Here is a 13,388-nt window from a genome sequence, read left to right on the forward strand (position 1 = left end):
CTAGGCGTGCAGGTCGGCGTTGAGGGTGACTCCCACGCCCTCCCGGCGGACGGCTTCGACCGCACCGGTGAGGGAGTTGCGCCTGTACAGGATGCCGCTCTGGCCAGACAGAGCCGCGGCCTTCGTTGTCGGCAGCGTGCCGTCCGCGCGCGAGGGCTCCCCGGCGAGGACGACCTTCGTGCCTGCCGTGACGTACAGGCCGGCCTCGACGATGCAGTCGTCCCCGAGCGAGATGCCGATGCCCGCGTTCGCCCCGAGAAGGGTGCGCGCTCCGATGGAGACGCGATGGCTGCCGCCGCCGGACAGCGTGCCCATGATCGATGCACCCCCGCCGATGTCGCTGCCGTCGCCGACGACGACGCCCTGCGAGATGCGGCCCTCGACCATCGAGGCCCCCAGGGTCCCGGCGTTGAAGTTGACGAACCCCTCGTGCATGACGGTGGTTCCGGGGGCGAGGTGTGCGCCGAGGCGCACACGGGAGGCATCGGCGATGCGGACGCCCACCGGCACGACGTAGTCCGTCAGGCGCGGGAACTTATCGATCCCCACGACCTGGACGCCTGCTCGCTGCAGCGCCGGCCGGAGTCGTGTCAGGTCATCGGGGTGTACGGGACCGGCGCTCGTCCACGCGACGTTCGGCAGGTGGCCGAAGATCCCGCTGAGGTCGACCTCGTTCGGCGCGACGAGGCGATGCGACAGCGCGTGCAGACGCAGGTAGGCGTCGGAGGTGTCGGCGGGCGCGGCGTCGAGGTCGACCTCGACGACGACGACGGCAACCGAGACGGCGCGTCGCTCGTCCGCGCCCGCGTACGCGTCGAGCTCGGTCGTGTCCACGTCTTCGGGCGCACGGCCGATCGCGGGTGCGGGGTACCAGGTGTCGAGGACGGTGCCGTCCTCGCTCGTCGTCGCCAGACCGATGCCCCAGACCCACCGTGCGTCACTCATGGTTCCAGGCTATCGGGCCGTCGTTAGACTCGACGTCATGCCCCGGCTCGACCTCCGCTCCTCCGCCGTCGACCTGACCCGGACCATCTGCGACATCCCGAGCGTGTCGGACGACGAGACGGTCCTCGCCGACGCGATCTTCGCGGCCGTGTCGGATCTGCCGCACCTCGAGGTGCACCGCGACGGCGACACGATCGTCGCCCGGACGCGTCTCGGCCGTGCACAGCGCGTCGCCATCGCGGGGCACATCGACACCGTCCCGATCAACGGCAACGTCCCGACCCGAGACATCGACGTGGACGGCGAACCCGTCCTCTGGGGGAGGGGCACCGTCGACATGAAGGCCGGCGTCGCGGTGCAGCTGAAGCTCGCGGCGGAGCTCACCGACCCCCGCGTCGACATCACGTGGATGTGGTACGACCACGAGGAGGTCGCGGCCGAGCTCAACGGACTGACCCGGCTCGCGGCATCGCGCCCCGACCTCTTCGCTGCGGACTTCGCCATCCTGGGCGAGCCGTCGAACGGACAGGTGGAGGGAGGGTGCAACGGCAACCTCCGTGCGATCGTCCGTACCTCCGGCGTGCGGGCGCACAGCGCACGGGCATGGATCGGGGAGAACGCCATCCACAAGGCCGCACCCATCCTGACGCGTCTGGCCGAGTACCGACCCCGCGAGATCGAGGTGGAAGGGCTGCTCTATCGCGAGGGCCTCAACGCCGTGCGCATCGGTGGCGGGATCGCCGGAAACGTGATCCCCGACGCCTGCGAGGTCGAGGTCAACTACCGCTTCGCTCCCAGCAAGGATGCGGCGGCAGCCGAAGCGCACGTGCGCGACGTCCTCGCCGGCTTCGAGGTCGAGGTGGTGGACCTGTCCGAGGGAGCCCGACCCGGTCTCGACGCGCCCCTCGCGCAAGAATTCGTCGCCGCCGTCGGCGCGGTCCCGAAGCCGAAGTACGGCTGGACCGACGTCGCGCGTTTCTCGGCGATGGGTGTCCCGGCGGTCAACTACGGCCCCGGCGACCCCCACCTCGCCCACCACGACGAGGAACGCGTCCCCATCGCGCAGATCGAGGACGTCGAGCGGGGCCTCCGGGCATGGCTGAGCGGCGACTGAGGTCCGCAGCCTCCGTCGCCGGCACCGTCGCCGTCGTCTACCTTTCGGCCCGCCTGGTCACCACCCTGTTGTTCTGGGCCGCCGCCACCCTGTCGGGTCCCACGTCGCGCTTCGGCGCGGATGCGACCATCCCCTCGCTCTCCATGGGGTGGGATGCGCAGTGGTACTGGGTCATCGCCGATCGCGGCTACCCGTCGGTCCTCCCGGTGACGGACACGGGGCAGGTCACCGAGAACGCCTGGGCGTTCCTCCCGTTGTACCCGTGGCTGGGCCGCGCCCTCGGTACCGTGCTCGGGGGCTACCCCGCCGGAGCCGTCGTGCTCGCCCTGGTCGCCGGGTACGCGGCATCCGTCGTCCTGTTCCTCATGCTGCGCCCGCGCATCGGCGAGACGGCATCGCTGTGGGCGGTGATCCTCTTTGCCAACGGCCCTCTCGCGGCGATGTTCCAGATGGGGTACGCCGAGTCCCTCGGACTGCTCTGGCTCTTCCTCGCCCTCTGGGCGCTCATGGCGCGTCGCTTCGGCTGGATCTATCCGCTCGTCGTGCTCATGGGCTTCACCCGCCCCGGCGTCCTCGCCTTCGCGCTGCTCCTCGGGCTGTACGGGATCCATCGATGGATGCGGCGACGCGCCGACCCGCTCCCGACGAGGCACATCGTCCACATCGTCGCGCTGGGTGCGCTGGCCACGGTCGTCGGATTCGCATGGCAGGTCATCGCCGGCGTGGGGACCGGGGACCCGGCCGCTTACCTGGAGACCGAACTGGCGTGGCGACGCAGTTGGGTGGGATCGGAGGAGCAGTTCATCCCGTTCTCGGGCTTCGTGACGGCGTCGTCGGTCTGGTTCGGGATCTGGGGTCTGCCGCCGATGCTCGGACCGATCGCCCTGGGCGTCCTGGTCGTGGGGGTCGCCGTCGTCCTCGTGGGCGCACCGCAGGTGCGCCGCCTCGGCCCGGAGATCCGGCTGTGGGGCGCCAGTTACCTGATCTACTTGCTCGCGGTGTTCTTCCCGCAGTCGAGCACCTTCCGGCTCCTTCTTCCCCTCACCCCCGTGGCCGCGGCCGTCGCCGTGCCGCCGTCGCGGTGGTGGCGGATCGGTGTGCTGGCGCTGTGCCTCGGCGGTCAGTGGCTGTGGATCCACGAGATGCTCGCGCTGGGCGACACGTTCTTCCGGATTCCGTGACGATAAGCGTCCGCTGTGAGGCGCGCGCGCCGAAGGCGATCACCCCATTGGGTAGACTAAAGGGGAAGGCCGAAGACGAAAGGGAGCCCCACAATGGCAGCCATGAAGCCGCGCACCGGAGACGGACCTATGGAGGCCGTCAAGGAGGGCCGTCTCATCATCGTCCGTGTTCCGCTCGAGGGGGGCGGTCGACTCGTCGTCTCGGTGAACGATGACGAGGCGAAGGAACTCCACAGCGTTCTCAGCGGGGTCGTCGGCGCCGCCTGACCCCGACTCGATGCGAAAAGGCCGGTCCGAAGGGACCGGCCTTTTCGCATCGACGACGGTCGCGTGGCGCTCAGGCGCCGTCAGCCACCGTCGTGAGCTGGAGCAGGCCCTCACCGACGATGGAGAGCGCACCGAGGACGGCGGGGGAGGCCTGGGTCTCCTGGATCAGTGAACGGTAGGCGGTCTCGAGCGGGCCGCGGCGCACCGGATCGGCGACGGCGCCGCCGGCGAGGACGCGGGGGACGAGGACCGTGCCCCCTGATCGGACGAGGCGCAGACCGTGCTCGACGTACTCGATGACACCCTCGGGGTCGGCGTCGATGAGGACGACGTCGTACGAGGCCTCGTTCATGCGCGGGAGGACATCGGCGGCGCGGCCCGAGATGAAGCGCACCCGAGCCGCCGGGATGCGGGCATCCGTGAAGGCGGCGCGTGCCACCGCGAGGTGCTCGGGCTCCTTGTCGATCGTGGTGAGCGTCGCCCGCGGCGACCCGTGGAGCAGCCAGAGGCCGGAGACGCCGCCGCCGGTCCCGATCTCGACGATGTTGAGGGCGCGGCTGGCGCCGGCGATCACGGCGCACTGCGCGCCGACTTCGGGACTGATCGGATGCGCGCCGATCTCGAGGGCGTGAGCGCGCGCTCTCGCGATGGCGTCCGGCTCGACCGTCGACTCGGCGGCGAACCTGCGAACGGCCTCGTGATCTCCCATGTGGTGAACCTCCGCCGCTCAGCCTATGCGGGGGTGTATGCCGTGAGCCTCAGGCGCACGGGTAACCTGGGAAGCATGTCGAACGGGCTCGATCTGGAGAAGATCCTCCTCATCGCGCTCATCGCCGCCCTCCTGCTCGGACCCGAGCGGCTGCCGGGCTACGCGGCGTCGCTCGCCCGCTTGACGCGCCGCGTCCGCGACTGGCTCGACGGAGCCCGCACGCGCGTCAAGGAGGAGATGGGCGACGACTTCGACGAGATCGAGTGGCGCAAGCTCGATCCGCGTCAGTACGACCCGCGTCGCATCATCCGCGAGGCGCTCATCGACGACGCGCCGGTCAAACCGGTCGCGGCGGGTGCTGCTGCCATGGCCGCCGCGGTCGCCGTCGCAGCCCAGCCGGCCACCGGACCGGAGGCATCCGCGGACTCCGAGACGGGAACGGTACCGTTCGACACCGAAGCGACCTGAGCCGCGGCATCCGAAGCGGGCTGTCGCTCAGGCGGGGGAGACGGGCAGGGCGCGCCCGGCGAGCGAGGAGCGAGTCGCCGTGAGCGCGTCCGCGACGGCGGCGATCGCCCGTGCGGCGGGGTCGTCCGGAGCGGAGAGCACCACGGGCTCACCCGCATCCCCACCCCGTCGCAGCGCCGGACTGAGGGGGACCGAACCGAGCAGCGGCACCGCCGCGCCGTCGACCGAGAGTGCGGAGGCGACCGCGTGTCCTCCGCCGGCACCGAACACGTCCACGAGGGTGCCGTCGGGCAGCGCGAACGCCGCCATGTTCTCGATGACCCCGACGATGCGCTGGCCGGTCTGACGGGCGACCACCCCGCTGCGGACCGCGACGTCAGCCGCCGCCGCCTGGGGAGTCGTCACGACGAGCACCTCCGCGTGGGGGAGGAGCTGACCGACGGAGATGGCGACGTCACCGGTGCCCGGCGGCATGTCGATGAGGAGGATGTCGAGGTCGCCGAAGTGCACGTCGGTGAGGAACTGCTGCACCGTGCGGTGGAGCATCGGACCGCGCCACGCGACTGCGGGAGAGGCGCCCTCAGGCAGGAACATCCCGATCGAGATCGTCTTCACCCCGTGCGCGACAGGCGGCAGCATGAGGTCGTCGAGCCGCGTCGGCTGCGGCGGGCGGCCGTCCTCGCCGACCAGACCGAGCAGCCCCGGGATCGAGAAGCCGTGCACGTCCGCATCGATGAGCCCCACGGCGAGTCCGCGTGCCGCCAAGGCGACGGCGAGGTTGGCGGTGACGGTGGACTTGCCGACGCCCCCCTTGCCGCTGGTGACGGCGATGACCCGTGTGAGCGAGTCAGCGGTGAACGGCATGCTCCGCACGCCGCGGATGCGCTCGACGAGAGCCGCGCGCTCGGGAGGCGTCATGACCCCCACGTCCACGCGGACGTCCTCGACGCCGGTGACGGATGCTGCGGCCTCGCGGACCTCGCGTTCGATGCGGTCCGCGGCGGGGCATCCGACGATCGTCAGAGCGATCCCGACGAGCGCCGTCCCGTCCTCCAGGGCGACGTCCCGGACCATGTCGAGTTCGCCGATCGGGCGCCGCAGCTCCGGGTCGACGACCGCGGACACGGCCCTGCGGACGTCCTCCGCGCGGGACGGCGTGCTCACGAGGATCGTGCGCCGTCGCCCGGCTGCTCGCGGTCGTCGAGCCGCTCGAGGAGCGCCTTGAGCTCCTGCCGGAGCACGTCGCGGCTGATCATCTCGTCCTGCATGTCGGTGAGGGCCATCCGCAGGGCCACGACCTCGCGGGCGAGGTACTCGGTGTCGGCGAGGTTGCGTTCGGCCCGCTGACGGTCCTGCTCGATCTGCACGCGGTCGCGGTCGTCCTGGCGGTTCTGCGCGAGCAGGATCAGAGGCGCGGCGTACGAGGCCTGCAGCGAGAGCATGAGCGTGAGGGCGGTGAACCCGAGCGCGGCGTCGTCGAAGCGCAGTCCCTCGGGCGCCGCCGTGTTCCATACGATCCAGGCCACGCAGAACAGGGTGAGGATCAGCAGGAACGCGGGGGTCCCCATCGCGCGGGCGATCCACTCCGTGAAACGGCCGAATCGGTCGCGCGAGGGCTGCGCGGGCCGGCTGAGCACACGGGTGCGCCGACCGCGTGGTGCTTCGAACCCGGACTTCGGCGCGCGCGCCATCATCGCCGCACCCCGGGCGCCTCGCGCGGCGTGTCCTGGGAACGCCAGTCATCCGGAAGCAGGTAGTCGATGACGTCGTCCACCGTGACGGCACCCACGAGGTGCCGGGCCTGGTCGACGACGGGCAGCGAGACGAGGTTGTAGCTCGCGAGCAGGCGTGCGACCTCGGCGGCGCTGGCCGAGACGGTGATCGGCTCGACCGTGTCGTCGATGATGGCACCCAGGCGCTCGTGCGGCGGGTAGCGCAGCATCCGCTGGAAATGCACGACCCCCAGCAGGCGACCCGTGGGCGTCTCGTAGGGCGGCAGAGTCACGAAGACCGCCGCAGCGAGAGCGGGATGCAGCTCGTGGCGGCGGATGAGGGCGAGGGCCTCGGCGACGGTCGCGTCGGCGGAGAGCACGATCGGCTCGCTCGTCATGAGGCCGCCGGCGGTGTCGGGTCCGTGCTCGAGGAGGGCGCGGACGTCCTCGGCCTCCTCGGGCTCCATGAGGTCCAGCAGCTGGCCGGCGCGGGCGTCGGAGAGCTGTCCGAGCACGTCGGCGGCGTCGTCCGGTTCCATCGCGTCGAGGATGTCGGCGGCGCGTTCGTCGCCGAGCGCTTCGAGGATGTGCACCTGCTCGTCCTCGGGCATCTCTTCGAGAGCGTCGGCGAGGCGGTCGTCGGGGAGCTCCTCGGCGACTTCGAGCAGGCGCTCCTCGGGGAGGTCGAGGAGCGTGTTGGCGAGGTCGGCGGGCTTCAACTCGGAGTAGGAGGCGACCAGCAGCTCGGCGGACTGCATCTGACCCGCCACCTGGTCCTCACGCACGTCGTTCCACTGCGCGAAGGTCGTCGGTCCCTTGGCGAACGGCGACGCGCTGGTCTTCGGGCGACGCAGGAACAGCTGGCCGACCTGCCAGTCGCCGAGGCGGTCGCGTTCGATGGCGACGTCCTCGATCACAGCCGACCCCGACCCGTCGGTCAGGTGGACGTTGCGGCCGATCAGCTCGGTCATGACGCGGACCTCGCCGCCCCGCTGCTCGAAGCGGCGGACGTTGATGAGTCCGGTCGTGATGACCTGACCGGTCGCGATCGAGGTGACCCGGCCGATGGAGAGGAAGACGTTGCGCCGGCCCGGGATCTCGACGACGAGGCCGACCACTCTCGGAGGGTCGTCCTTGCGGTAGATCACGACCACATCGCGGACCTTACCCAGACGGTCGCCCGCGGGGTCGAAGACGGCGCACCCGGTCAGGCGCGCGACGAAGACCCGTTGCGTACTCACCCGACCAGCGTAGTCGGCGGATCCCTCGCGCTCACTGCGCCGACGCAAAGGCTCGCGTGGGAGACTGATGGCATGAGCATGATGGGTGGGGCCCCGAAGGAACACGGTGCGACGGTCGCCGAGTACGCGTCGTACGAGGCGGCGCAGAAGTCCGTGTCGACCCTCATCAGCGCCGACGTCCCGGCGCAGGACATCGCGATCGTCGGTCGCGGACTGCGCTCCGTCGAGCGCGTGACGGGTCGACTGGGGTACGCGACCGCGGCCCGCTCGGGTGCGATCAACGGCGTTCTGTTGGGTCTCCTGTTCGCGGCGATCTTCGTGCTCGGCAGCCCCGGCGCCGCGCTCCAGCTGTTCGTCGGGGTCATGCTGGTCGGTATCGCCCTGGGCATGCTCATGAGCATCATCAGCTACTCGATCCTGCGCCGTCGCCGGGATTTCACCTCGGTGACCCAGGTGATCGCCGACCACTACGACGTGACGGTTCTGCCCCGCAGCTTCGGCCGCGCCAAGGAGCTTCTCGGCCCGGGTGCCGCGCCGAGCGCTCCGCAGGCCCCGCCCTCGGACCTGTCGGCACCGCCGCGCTACGGCGAGCGCGTCGACCCGGCCGCGGCGCCTGCGGCCGGCGGGGGCGAGCGGGTCGATCCCGCGCCCGTGCCCGTGCAGGGCGAACGCGTGGACCCCGCGGCGCCGCCCCGCTACGGCGAGCGCGTCGACCCGGCGCCGGCGCCGCCGGCGACACCGCCGCACGAGGGCGACGCGCCCGCGCAGCCGCCCGCCTCCGACGCCGCGCGATGATGCCCGTCACCCTGCCCACGGGCAGGGTCGAGGTGGCCACGGCGATCGACGCCGCCGACGATGCGGTCGCCGTCGTGGGACTCGCCCACGGCGCCGGCGCGGGGCACGAGCACCCGTTCCTCGCCGGCGCGGCGCGGGCGTGGGCCGCTGCCGGCTTCACCACGGTGCGGTTCGACTTCCCCTACCGCCAGGCAGGACGACGGATGCCGGGGCCCGCCGCGCACGCCATCGAGACCTGGGCCGCAGTCGAGGACCTCTGCCGTCAGCTGGCGCCCGGCATCCCGTTCGCCGCGGCCGGCAAGTCCTACGGCGGCCGGATGGCGTCGATGGCCGCGGCGGAGGGACGCATCGCTCCCGATGCCCTCGTCTACCTCGGCTACCCGCTCCACCCGCCCGGCAGGCCCGAGAAATCCCGCACGGCGCACCTGCCGTCCGTGACCGCGCCCCAGCTCTTCCTCGCCGGCACGAAGGACCCCTTCCTGCAGCCGCTCGCTGACCTGGAGGCTGCGGTCGCCTCGTGTCGCGATGCGGAGATCCTGTGGTTCGAGGGCGCCCGGCACTCCTTCGAGGTCGCCGGACGCGTGCTCGCCGCGGACGAGGTGGGCGGTGCCACAGCGGATGCCGCCGTGCCCTGGCTGCGCGAGCGGATTCAGCGGCCCGCGGCGTAGCCCTGCACACCGCGCGGGTTCGCCGCGGCCCAGAGGATGCCCGCCGAGCGGTCCACCGCCACCGCCGACAGTCGCCCGAGCGACCAGTCGCCCGCGCGCGAGACGGCGTGCCCGAGAGCGGTGAGACCCCGGAGCACGTCCTCGCCGAGACGGTCCTCGGCGACCAGACCCGTCGGATCCCACGTCCGGGGCCAGAACGAGTCCACCATCGCCGTCGTGTGGAGCGTGGGGGCATCGATCGCCTGCTGAGCGGTGTAGTCGCCGACGAACATCCGCAGGAGCATCGGAAGCTGCCACTGATCCTGCTGGTCGCCTCCGGGCGTGCCCAGCGCGATCCGGGTGTCGCCGTCGTGCACGAGGGTCGGTGACAATGTCGTGCGAGGGCGCCGACCGGGCCGGAGCGCGGCGGGGGAGTCCTCGTCCAGCCAGCACATCTGCAGGCGCGTGCCCAGGCAGAACCCGAGGGACGGGATGACAGGCGAGGACTGCAGCCACCCGCCGGACGGGGTGACCGAGATGACGTTGCCCCATCGGTCGGCGACGTCGATGTGGCAGGTGTCCCCGCGCGTCGCGCCGGAACGCGCGACGGTCGGCTCTCCGGTGCCGGCGGCGGCGGCGCCGTCCCGGCGGAGCGGCGGCGTCCAGGGATCCCTGCCCGGGATCACTGCGGGCCGCCACTGCGACGAGGCGCGCTCGCCCACGTCGGCGCGGCGGGCGCTCACGACCTCGTCGGTGAGGAGGGCACCGGCATCCGTCCCGTCGCCGAAGTACGCATCGCGGTCGGCGAGGACCAGCTTGAGCGTCTCGACGACGGTGTGCGCCCCGGTCGTCGTCGCAGGGTCGAGCCGGTCGTCGGGAAGCGGGTCGAGGACACGCAGGGCGGCCAGGAGCGCGGGGCCCTGGGACCAGGCATCCGCTTTGAAGACCGTGCGACCGCGGAACCCGGTCGACAGCGGCTGCTCGTACCGGGCGGGCGCCGCGACGAGGTCGGCGCGGGTGATCACGGCGGCGTGGTCGGTACCGCTGGAGTGACGGTGCGGGCGCGCGAGCTCGTCGCAGGCGTCGCCGAGCAGCCGGCGCCACTCCGTGCGCGCGGCGTCGACCGCGGCCGCCCGGTCTCCGCGGTCCGCGCCCGCGGCGGCAAGACGACGCAGCACGCCGGCGTAGGCGGGGTTGCGGTGCAGTGCGCCGGCGGCCGCGGGGGAGCCGTCGGGCATCCACAGATCGGCGGAGGCGGTCCAGTGGTCACGGAACAGGTCGGCGACCCGTCCGATCGTCGCCGACACGGCCGGCAGGAGTGGATGCCCCGCCTCGGCGTAGTCGATCGCGAACGACACCGCATCCGCGACCGACCAGGTGCCGTGGTCGCGGAGCAGCAACAGCCACGCGTCGACGGCCGCGGGGATCGCCGCGGCGAGTCCACCGGCACCCGGCACGAGGTCGAGGCCCTCGCCGCGGAAGTGCGAGACGGTCGCACCGGCCGGTGCGGCGCCCTGGCCCATGAGGACCGTGGGGGTCGCGGCATCCGCCGGTTGGAAGAGCCCGACGAGGTCGCCGCCGGGACCGTTCAAGTGCGGCTCCACGATGTGCAGCACGAACCCGCCCGCGCACGCGGCGTCGAAGGCGTTGCCGCCCCTCTCGAGCACCGCCATCGCCACGGCCGTCGCGGTGGCGTGCGTCGACGCGGCCATGCCGAACGTCCCGGTCAGCTGCGGGCGGGTCGTGAACGCCGAGGGCGCCGTGTATCCGGCGGTGGTCATCGAGTGGACCTCAGGAGCGGCCGCGGGCGATCCAGGCCTCGATCTCGTCCGCGGTCCGGGGGATGTCGGCCGACAGGTTCACCGGACCGTCCGCGGTCATGAGGATGTCGTCCTCGATGCGTACCCCGATGCCGCGGAACTCCTCCGGCACCGTGAGGTCGTCGATCTGGAAGTAGAGCCCCGGCTCGATCGTGAAGACCATTCCCGGCTCGAGCTCACCGTCGTAGTACATCTCGCGCCGCGCCTGCGCGCAGTCGTGCACGTCGATGCCGAGGTGGTGGCTCGTCCCGTGCACCATGTAGCGACGGTGCTGGCCGCCGCGGTCGGCGTGGAGCGCCTCTTCCGCACTGACGGGGAGCAGGCCCCACTCGGCGGTGCGGGCGGCGATGACGGCCATGGCGGCCTCGTGCACGGCGCGGAACTTCACGCCGGGGCGCGCGGCGGCGAAGGCCGCATCGGCGGCGTCGACGACCGCGTCGTAGATGCGTCGCTGCACGGCGGAGAAGGTGCCCGACACGGGGAGGGTCCGCGTGATGTCGGCCGTGTACAGACTGTCGACCTCGACGCCCGCGTCGATGAGGACGAGATCGCCCGGCACCACCGCGCCGTCGTTGCGGGTCCAGTGGAGGTAGCAGGCGTGCGGACCCGAGGCGGCGATCGTGTCGTAGCCCTCGCCGTTGCCGTCGGTGCGCGCTCGCAGGTGGAAGACGCCCTCGATGGCCCGTTCGCCGCGCGGTGTGTCGACGATGCGGGGCAGCTCGGCGACGATGTCGTCGAATCCGCGGCCGGTGGCCTGCACCGCCAGGCGCATCTGCGCGATCTCGTAAGGGTCCTTCACCAGACGCATCTCCGACACGAACCGGGTGAGCTCGTCGTCGACGTCGACCATGAGGTCCTTCTCCGTGCTCTCGAAGGTGTCGATGTGGGCCGTCGGGATGCCGAGATCCGCCGCGACGGCGTCGAGCGCGGGACGCGGACCGATCCAGAACTCACCGATCGTGGCGTCGGCGTAGAACTCCGTCGTGGTCCGGTCGGCGCGCTCGCGCAGGTACAGCGTCACGTCGTGTCCGTCGCCGGTCGGCTCGAACACCAGCACAGAGTCGGGTACGGCGTCGGCGCCCCATCCGGTCAGGTGGCAGAAGGCGGAGTGTGCGCGGAAGGGGTAGTCGGTGTCGTTCGAACGCTGCTTGTACGAGCCCGCCGGGATGACCAGACGCGCCCCCGGGAAGGCGGCGGAGACGCGCGCGCGGCGCGCCGCGGTGTAAGCCGCCTCGGCCCGCTGCGCCGGCAGCGATGCGGGGCGCTCCGCCCAACCCGTCGAGATCGAGTCCAGGAAGCCGGCAGGGAAGGGCTGCTTGCGGTTGGTGGTCGCCGCAGCCGTGGTCTCGGTGGTCTCCGGTGCGATGGTGTCGCGATCGTCGGTGGTCATCGTCCCAGTCTCGCACCGACCGCGCGGGACGTCAGCCCGCCCGCTCCAACTGCACGATCACCGGACGGTGATCGCCCCCCGAGCCGTCCAGGGAGGTCACGACCACGGAGCCGGTCGCGCGCCAGGCATCCGTCGACATGACGTGGTCGATGGGCGTGCCGAGCAGGGCCGGCCACGCGGTGTCCCACGTGCCCACGGCTCCGTTGCCCGTGGCCGAGGCCGCGTCGTTGCAGCGCCCCATCGTGCCGCCGCTCGTCCCCAGCCGGCTCATGTGGTCGACCGTGGCGTTGAAGTCGCCCGCCATGATGACGTCGTCGCTGGCGCACTGGTCGGCGATCCAGCGGAGATCGCTGCGCCAGTGGTCCATGTCGCCCTGGCGGGGGGCGACCGCGTGGACGGCCACGACGATCGGGCCGTCACCGTTCACGGGCATGGCGACGACGCTCGGGACGACGGAGGTGTTGGTCGTGCCCGACGCGTCCGATTCGACGACCGCGTAGTCGCCGAGGTCGGGGGAGATGAGCAGCGTCGTGTACGTCGCGTCCCAACCCTGGTAGTTCTCCTCGTGCACCCACATGGGGTTGCCGCGGTCGCGCATCGCGATGGCGATCGCCTCACCCGTGTCGTCGTTGGTCTCCGGCAGCGCGACGACGTCGACGTCCATCGCGATCGCCGTCGTCACGACGGCGTCGACGTCGGTGGCGGGGCCCGCGGTGTTCCAGGTCATGACGCGGATGCTGTCCTCGGTCTTCTCGGGGAGTCCGGTCGTGCCGACGCCGCGGAGGACGAGGATGCCGACGTTCGCCCCGGCGGCCAGGACGCCGATCATCGCGAGGCCGGCGCCGAGGCCGCGGGTGCGCCGTCCCAGGCAGATCAGGAGCCCCACGAGGGCGAGGACGGCGAAGCCGAGCGCGAGGACGGGTCGCAACGAGACCAATTGCGCGATCGGGAAAGTCTGCTCCAGGCGGAAGAACTGCGGCCACGTCAGCACGGCGGCGACGATGGCGGTGGCGATCGTGAAGAGGATCCCCGTCAGTCGCAGCACACCACGACATTAGGCGGGCAGGCTGGGGAGTTTCTGCGCGCGGTACGCTCGAGT

General features: G+C 71.8%; 14 protein-coding genes. 6 read left to right on the forward strand and 8 right to left on the reverse strand.

The features are described 5' to 3' along the window. Positions 1–945, reverse strand: coding sequence for a 2,3,4,5-tetrahydropyridine-2,6-dicarboxylate N-succinyltransferase (dapD, locus tag ACIGEP_RS03680; protein WP_396660269.1), 945 nt, complete (start codon positions 943–945; stop codon positions 1–3). A gap of 37 nt (positions 946–982) precedes the next feature. On the opposite strand from dapD, the gene dapE reads away from it, so the two are divergent. From dapE to ACIGEP_RS03695, 3 genes are all read left to right on the forward strand, one after another. Then, positions 983–2,059: a succinyl-diaminopimelate desuccinylase gene (gene dapE / locus ACIGEP_RS03685; protein ID WP_396660270.1), complete on the forward strand. Its 1,077-nt coding sequence runs from the start codon at positions 983–985 to the stop codon at positions 2,057–2,059. Then, a complete protein-coding gene (locus ACIGEP_RS03690; RefSeq protein WP_396660271.1) occupies positions 2,041–3,240 on the forward strand; it encodes a hypothetical protein in 1,200 nt (399 codons plus the stop codon). The genes dapE and ACIGEP_RS03690 overlap by 19 nt, the downstream gene beginning before the upstream one ends. A gap of 93 nt (positions 3,241–3,333) precedes the next feature. Next, on the forward strand, positions 3,334–3,507 hold the full coding sequence (locus ACIGEP_RS03695; RefSeq protein ID WP_064506455.1) for a DUF3117 domain-containing protein: 174 nt from the start codon (positions 3,334–3,336) through the stop codon (positions 3,505–3,507). Positions 3,508–3,577: 70 nt separating this feature from the next. Here the strand turns inward: ACIGEP_RS03695 and ACIGEP_RS03700 are convergent, their stop codons facing one another. Continuing rightward, positions 3,578–4,216 (reverse strand): O-methyltransferase, encoded by a 639-nt coding sequence (locus ACIGEP_RS03700; protein WP_396660272.1) that lies wholly within the window; start codon positions 4,214–4,216, stop codon positions 3,578–3,580. 75 nt (positions 4,217–4,291) lie between these two features. Here ACIGEP_RS03700 and ACIGEP_RS03705 point away from each other — a divergent pair, with 75 nt between their 5' ends. Then, a complete protein-coding gene (locus ACIGEP_RS03705; protein WP_396660273.1) occupies positions 4,292–4,684 on the forward strand; it encodes a Sec-independent protein translocase TatB in 393 nt (130 codons plus the stop codon). Between the two features lie 27 nt (positions 4,685–4,711). Here the strand turns inward: ACIGEP_RS03705 and ACIGEP_RS03710 are convergent, their stop codons facing one another. From ACIGEP_RS03710 to ACIGEP_RS03720, 3 genes are read right to left on the reverse strand one after another with little or no spacing between them, the layout of a single operon-like run. Next, positions 4,712–5,848 carry an Mrp/NBP35 family ATP-binding protein gene (locus ACIGEP_RS03710; protein WP_396660274.1) on the reverse strand — a complete coding sequence of 379 codons (1,137 nt, stop codon included), beginning with the start codon at positions 5,846–5,848 and terminating at the stop codon, positions 4,712–4,714. After that, on the reverse strand, positions 5,845–6,375 hold the full coding sequence (locus ACIGEP_RS03715) for a DUF1003 domain-containing protein (protein WP_396661011.1): 531 nt from the start codon (positions 6,373–6,375) through the stop codon (positions 5,845–5,847). Before ACIGEP_RS03715 ends, ACIGEP_RS03710 begins: the two co-directional genes overlap by 4 nt. Further along, positions 6,375–7,637, reverse strand: coding sequence for a magnesium transporter MgtE N-terminal domain-containing protein (locus ACIGEP_RS03720; RefSeq protein WP_396660275.1), 1,263 nt, complete (start codon positions 7,635–7,637; stop codon positions 6,375–6,377). The genes ACIGEP_RS03715 and ACIGEP_RS03720 overlap by 1 nt, the downstream gene beginning before the upstream one ends. A gap of 72 nt (positions 7,638–7,709) precedes the next feature. Here ACIGEP_RS03720 and ACIGEP_RS03725 point away from each other — a divergent pair, with 72 nt between their 5' ends. Further along, positions 7,710–8,432 (forward strand): general stress protein, encoded by a 723-nt coding sequence (locus tag ACIGEP_RS03725; protein ID WP_396660276.1) that lies wholly within the window; start codon positions 7,710–7,712, stop codon positions 8,430–8,432. Then, the gene (locus tag ACIGEP_RS03730) at positions 8,429–9,100 is read left to right on the forward strand and encodes an alpha/beta family hydrolase (protein WP_396660277.1); all 672 of its coding nucleotides are present in this window, start codon (positions 8,429–8,431) and stop codon (positions 9,098–9,100) included. Before ACIGEP_RS03725 ends, ACIGEP_RS03730 begins: the two co-directional genes overlap by 4 nt. On the opposite strand, the gene ACIGEP_RS03735 is transcribed toward ACIGEP_RS03730, so the two are convergent. The 3 genes from ACIGEP_RS03735 to ACIGEP_RS03745 are packed head-to-tail and all read right to left on the reverse strand — an operon-like array spanning position 9,082 to position 13,334. Then, complete coding sequence (locus ACIGEP_RS03735) at positions 9,082–10,860, reverse strand: gamma-glutamyltransferase family protein (RefSeq protein WP_396660278.1); 1,779 nt, start codon at positions 10,858–10,860, stop codon at positions 9,082–9,084. The genes ACIGEP_RS03730 and ACIGEP_RS03735 overlap by 19 nt on opposite strands. A 10-nt stretch (positions 10,861–10,870) precedes the next feature. Further along, a complete protein-coding gene (locus tag ACIGEP_RS03740; RefSeq protein WP_396660279.1) occupies positions 10,871–12,289 on the reverse strand; it encodes an aminopeptidase P family protein in 1,419 nt (472 codons plus the stop codon). Positions 12,290–12,320: 31 nt separating this feature from the next. Then, entirely contained in the window at positions 12,321–13,334 is a 1,014-nt protein-coding gene (locus ACIGEP_RS03745) for an endonuclease/exonuclease/phosphatase family protein (protein WP_396660280.1), read from the reverse strand. Positions 13,335–13,388 lie beyond the last annotated feature (54 nt).

This window comes from Microbacterium sp. NPDC077663 (assembly GCF_044542795.1).
In the GTDB taxonomy this organism is placed as follows: Bacteria; Actinomycetota; Actinomycetes; order Actinomycetales; family Microbacteriaceae; genus Microbacterium.

Bases quoted from the DNA above. Each gene is read 5' to 3' on its own strand.
- ACIGEP_RS03715 (WP_396661011.1), bottom strand. From the start codon at position 6,375: ATGGCGCGCGCGCCGAAGTCCGGGTTCGAAGCACCACGCGGTCGGCGC.
- dapE (WP_396660270.1), top strand. From the start codon at position 983: ATGCCCCGGCTCGACCTCCGCTCCTCCGCCGTCGACCTGACCCGGACC.
- ACIGEP_RS03730 (WP_396660277.1), top strand. From the start codon at position 8,429: ATGATGCCCGTCACCCTGCCCACGGGCAGGGTCGAGGTGGCCACGGCG.
- ACIGEP_RS03700 (WP_396660272.1), bottom strand. From the start codon at position 4,216: ATGGGAGATCACGAGGCCGTTCGCAGGTTCGCCGCCGAGTCGACGGTC.
- ACIGEP_RS03695 (WP_064506455.1), top strand. From the start codon at position 3,334: ATGGCAGCCATGAAGCCGCGCACCGGAGACGGACCTATGGAGGCCGTC.
- ACIGEP_RS03725 (WP_396660276.1), top strand. From the start codon at position 7,710: ATGAGCATGATGGGTGGGGCCCCGAAGGAACACGGTGCGACGGTCGCC.
- ACIGEP_RS03690 (WP_396660271.1), top strand. From the start codon at position 2,041: ATGGCTGAGCGGCGACTGAGGTCCGCAGCCTCCGTCGCCGGCACCGTC.
- dapD (WP_396660269.1), bottom strand. From the start codon at position 945: ATGAGTGACGCACGGTGGGTCTGGGGCATCGGTCTGGCGACGACGAGC.
- ACIGEP_RS03705 (WP_396660273.1), top strand. From the start codon at position 4,292: ATGTCGAACGGGCTCGATCTGGAGAAGATCCTCCTCATCGCGCTCATC.
- ACIGEP_RS03735 (WP_396660278.1), bottom strand. From the start codon at position 10,860: ATGACCACCGCCGGATACACGGCGCCCTCGGCGTTCACGACCCGCCCG.
- ACIGEP_RS03740 (WP_396660279.1), bottom strand. From the start codon at position 12,289: ATGACCACCGACGATCGCGACACCATCGCACCGGAGACCACCGAGACC.